Origin of the sequence: Fluviicola sp. (assembly GCF_030151805.1) — a bacterium.
In the GTDB taxonomy this organism is placed as follows: domain Bacteria; phylum Bacteroidota; class Bacteroidia; order Flavobacteriales_D; family Crocinitomicaceae; genus Fluviicola.
Genome location: NZ_JASLCN010000481.1, coordinates 1 through 3687, shown reverse-complemented (window position 1 = coordinate 3687; position 3687 = coordinate 1). Strand labels below are relative to the sequence as shown.

Annotated in this window: 5 protein-coding genes; 3 read left to right on the top strand and 2 right to left on the bottom strand. The window is 42.8% G+C overall.

Translation table 11 applies throughout. The annotated features are described in order from the left end of the window. Window positions 1-1167: tail fiber domain-containing protein (locus Q1V93_RS18310; RefSeq protein ID WP_300666681.1), on the top strand; the 1167-nt coding region annotated here is incomplete at its 5' end. Window positions 1168-1240: 73 nt separating this feature from the next. Here the strand turns inward: Q1V93_RS18310 and Q1V93_RS18305 are convergent. Together Q1V93_RS18305 and Q1V93_RS18300 are read right to left on the bottom strand one after the other, a co-directional pair. Further along, the gene (locus tag Q1V93_RS18305; RefSeq protein WP_300666678.1) at window positions 1241-1861 is read right to left on the bottom strand and encodes a class I SAM-dependent methyltransferase; all 621 of its coding nucleotides are present in this window, start codon (window positions 1859-1861) and stop codon (window positions 1241-1243) included. A 59-nt stretch (window positions 1862-1920) separates the two neighbouring features. Next, window positions 1921-2439, bottom strand: a complete 519-nt coding sequence (locus tag Q1V93_RS18300; protein WP_300666676.1) for an AAA family ATPase — start codon at window positions 2437-2439, stop codon at window positions 1921-1923. A 290-nt stretch (window positions 2440-2729) separates the two neighbouring features. Between Q1V93_RS18300 and Q1V93_RS18295 the strand changes: the two genes are divergently transcribed. Together Q1V93_RS18295 and Q1V93_RS18290 are read left to right on the top strand one after the other, a co-directional pair. Continuing rightward, complete coding sequence (locus Q1V93_RS18295; RefSeq protein WP_300666673.1) at window positions 2730-2921, top strand: hypothetical protein; 192 nt, start codon at window positions 2730-2732, stop codon at window positions 2919-2921. Between the two features lie 212 nt (window positions 2922-3133). After that, window positions 3134-3687, top strand: a 554-nt coding sequence (locus Q1V93_RS18290; protein WP_300666671.1) for a DUF692 family multinuclear iron-containing protein, incomplete at its 3' end; no start/stop codon positions are given.

Genomic DNA, 3687 nt, shown 5'->3' with positions numbered 1-3687 from the left:
GGGAATGGTGAAGGAGCAGGACATTTCGGACTTTACGACTATTCCGGTGGTGGCTACCGCATGTTTTTCCAGGCCGGAACCGGAAATGTCGGATTTGGAACAGGAAGTTCTGCTTTGACGGCTCGTGTTCAAAGTTCTTTGAGTATCACCAGTGCTTCCAGCGTATTTACGGCAGGACTTTTTGAAGCGAATCTGAGCGTGGATGGAGTTCCGACCGGAGTGAAAGGAGTTGCTACCAATCAGGTAGGCGCAACCCAAAACCTGAGTCGTGGAGTTTGGGGAATTGCTCAAACACCGAATATCAGCGGAAACTTCTCTTCCTACAATCACGGTGTTTATGGTACGGCAACAGGCGGACACTACAATGTTGGCGGTACATTTGAAGCAACGGCATCCGGAACGGCTCGCACAGCGATCGGGATTGTCAGTTCTTACACCGTATCCGCAGGAGCAAGCGGCTGGTCTGCCTATTTCAATGGAAATACGTATTGTTCGGGTTCCTATACGACTTCAGATCGCAAGCTGAAAACCAACATTGAGCCGTTTACCAATGCGTTGGATAAATTGGCGTTACTGAAACCAAGCACTTATGTGTTCCGGAAGGATGAATTCAAGGCAATGAATCTTCCGGAAGGAAACCAAATCGGGTTGATTGCCCAGGAATTGGAAACCGTATTTCCGGAATTAGTGCGCGAAGTACCGGGATTGGATCTGTTTGATGAAAACGGGAAAGTAAGTGGCAAATTACCGTCATTGAAATCGGTGAATTACGAAGGGTTGATTCCGGTTCTGATTGCGGCTGTTCAGGAACAGCAAAAGCAAATTAATGAACAACATGCGATCATTGCGGAGTTGAAAAAACACTTGCCATCGGATGATTTATTGAGTGGAAATGCGGTAGAAGCAAAAATCCGTTTGTACCAGAATGAACCCAATCCGTTCAACCGCGAAACGACGATTCGTTACTATGTTCCGGAAAGTATCGGAGAAGCTTATATCGCAGTGTACGATCTGACAGGAAAGCAGCTATTGACTGTTCCTCTGACTCAAAAGGGAGAAAACAGGATTACGGTTGCTTCCAACAGTCTTTCTGCAGGAATGTTTATGTATGCGATTATTGCCAACAACAAACTGATTGATTCCAAGCGTATGATCATTACAGATTGATTGTAAGACATGATTCAAGGATCAGGGCGCAGGAGCTAAAAACTGCTGCGTCCTGATTTGTATGAATCGTTTTTCAGTTGTTTTTTTGACAGATAATGAAGTAGAAGGGGAAATTCTCCTGAACTTTTTTGATTTCAAGCAATCCTGCATCAGAAAATTCGGTCCGGATAGAATCTTCATCGTAAAAGAACATATTCACTCCACCGAATTGTTCGTAGCGGTCTTTACCGATCTGTTTGCCCGTTCCATAAGTCGGAGCTTCTTTCGAAATAACCGTAAAAATCATGTATCCGTTATCTGTCAACTGATTGTAGCAATCATGAATGAGTTTTTTCCGTTCGTTTTCATCCAATAAATGAATCAGGGCGTAGCAGAATATTCCGTCGTAGTGAAGTTGGTCGAAAGGCATATCAGTTACCGAACCATGATAAACAGCGATTTCTTCACCGTAATGTTTTTTCAGCAGTTCAATTGCTGTTTCTGAAATCTCGATTCCTGTAACGGTCATTCCGTTTTCCCGGAAAATCTGCGCATTTCGCCCGTAGCCGATTCCAGGGATAAGCACCTTTTTGATGGATTTTTCCAGGAATAAATCGTTTGTCAGCAGGGCAGATCTGGAAGGTTCCATGCCCCACATTTCTTGCTTTTCACTGAAATTTGCTTCCCAGAATTCGGGTTTGTTGTTTTGGTCCATGATGAAGTATCTAAAGTTTGTATAATTTGATTCTTTGGAGTTTCCCTGAGTCAAAAAGTTTAATACAAACGCACAATTGTTTCCAATACCTGTCTTTCACGGGCTGCTAAAGTTCCTCTCACAACAAGTGTTTCAAGATCAAAATCATTGATCCATTCTTCCAGTAAATCATTGACTTTTTCCCGGAGTTGAGGAAATTCAGATTCGGGGCAACCGATTATATCCGGATTTTCAACCGGAACGAAGATCAACAGGTCGATTTCCTCCGTGGCTTCCCGCACTTTGGTGTAGAAATTTTGAGAAGCTTTGGCACCGCCGGTCGCATAAACGTAGGCCAAAAGATCCAGCGGAGACCGGTCGAAAATAACATCGGGTTCATCCAGGTCCATTCTTTCGATCGAATGTTCGAGTTGAGCAGAAAAATCTTCCAATTCCGGTGTTTCGGAGAAAACAATCCCTTTCTCTTCCAATTCTACGTATGGTTCCTGTACAAAGATGTAATCGGGCAGGGATTCCTGAAGCTTTTCAGCCAATGTTGTTTTGCCAACTTTGTGTGCACCTGTTAGAGCTATTTTCATGGGTTAAAATTAAAAAATCAATTCTTGTCCGGGTATAAAAATACCTATTGTCCGGAAATTGGAGGATTTTCAAAAAAATCCTCAGAACGCTTACGCCTAAGTTTCAGCTTTGCCCCATTACAGACATGAAATCAGAGTGAATTTTTTATCATCTATATTTTCGTACAGAACCTAAAAATAATAAGAGGATCCTCCCGGGAAAGGAAGATTCGGTAGTTAATGATCTAACTTACAGAATAATAAATTTGTGCTTTCGAACGGAATGTTTTACCTTTTGAAAAATTTAGATTATGAAACTTTCTACATCATTACTACAAGCCATTACGTTGGGTGTTTCCGTAACAGCCCTGACGGCTACCGTAACTTCCTGCGAAAAGGAAGATTTCAGCAAAAACAAGGAGCGAATCACGAATAATCAATCAGGTCAGCCTGTTCAAAACGCAACCAATCCGGATTGTTGCCCGGCTTGCGGAATGGGATAAAACCAGTTAATCATTTTTTCAATGAAACTTTCCTCCACCTTGCTTCAGGCAATTACATTGGGTATTGCCGTAAGTTCAATGTCTTCCTCGTGCCAAAAGAATGAGGTAAATTCGGGTAGAACCCAAGAGGCAAAAATGAAACCTTCAAAAAAAACGGAATCCAGGGGGAAAGAGCATAAAAAGGGATATTCTTGTCCTGCTTGTGGAATGGGATGAATCAACTGTCTTCAAAAATTCGTTCAGCAGTTTCCTGTAACCTGGATAATCAGCTTTTACAAGCAACTTTGCCTTTGTTTGCCGCGGAAAAAATCGAGGCAATCGAATGGTCTTTTGATACCTTGTACAAAGTACGTGATATCCCGGATTGGTTTGTTGAATTGCTTCATGCCTTCGGAGACGAAGGAAGACTGATGGGTCATGGCGTATATTTCTCGTTGTTTTCCGGGAAATGGACCTCTGAACAACAACGATGGCTCGACCATTTGCGTAAAGTTTCGTCCAATTTTACATTTGATCACATTACGGAACATTTCGGTTTCATGACCGGAGAAGATTTTCACAAAGGTGCGCCAATCTCTGTGCCGTATACAACTGAAACACTGAATCTCGGTATTGACCGCCTGCAGCGTATCCAGGAAGCTTGTTCCTGTCCTGTAGGGTTGGAAAATCTGGCATTTTCCTATTCATTGGAAGAAGTGGAGCGTCACGGAGAGTTTTTGTCGCGGTTGATTGAACCTGTAAACGGATTCATTATTCTCGACCTGCA

Coding starts and splice junctions, on each gene's coding strand:
- Q1V93_RS18305 (WP_300666678.1), bottom strand. CDS start 1,861: ATGGACCAAAACAACAAACCCGAATTCTGGGAAGCAAATTTCAGTGAA.
- Q1V93_RS18300 (WP_300666676.1), bottom strand. CDS start 2,439: ATGAAAATAGCTCTAACAGGTGCACACAAAGTTGGCAAAACAACATTG.
- Q1V93_RS18295 (WP_300666673.1), top strand. CDS start 2,730: ATGAAACTTTCTACATCATTACTACAAGCCATTACGTTGGGTGTTTCC.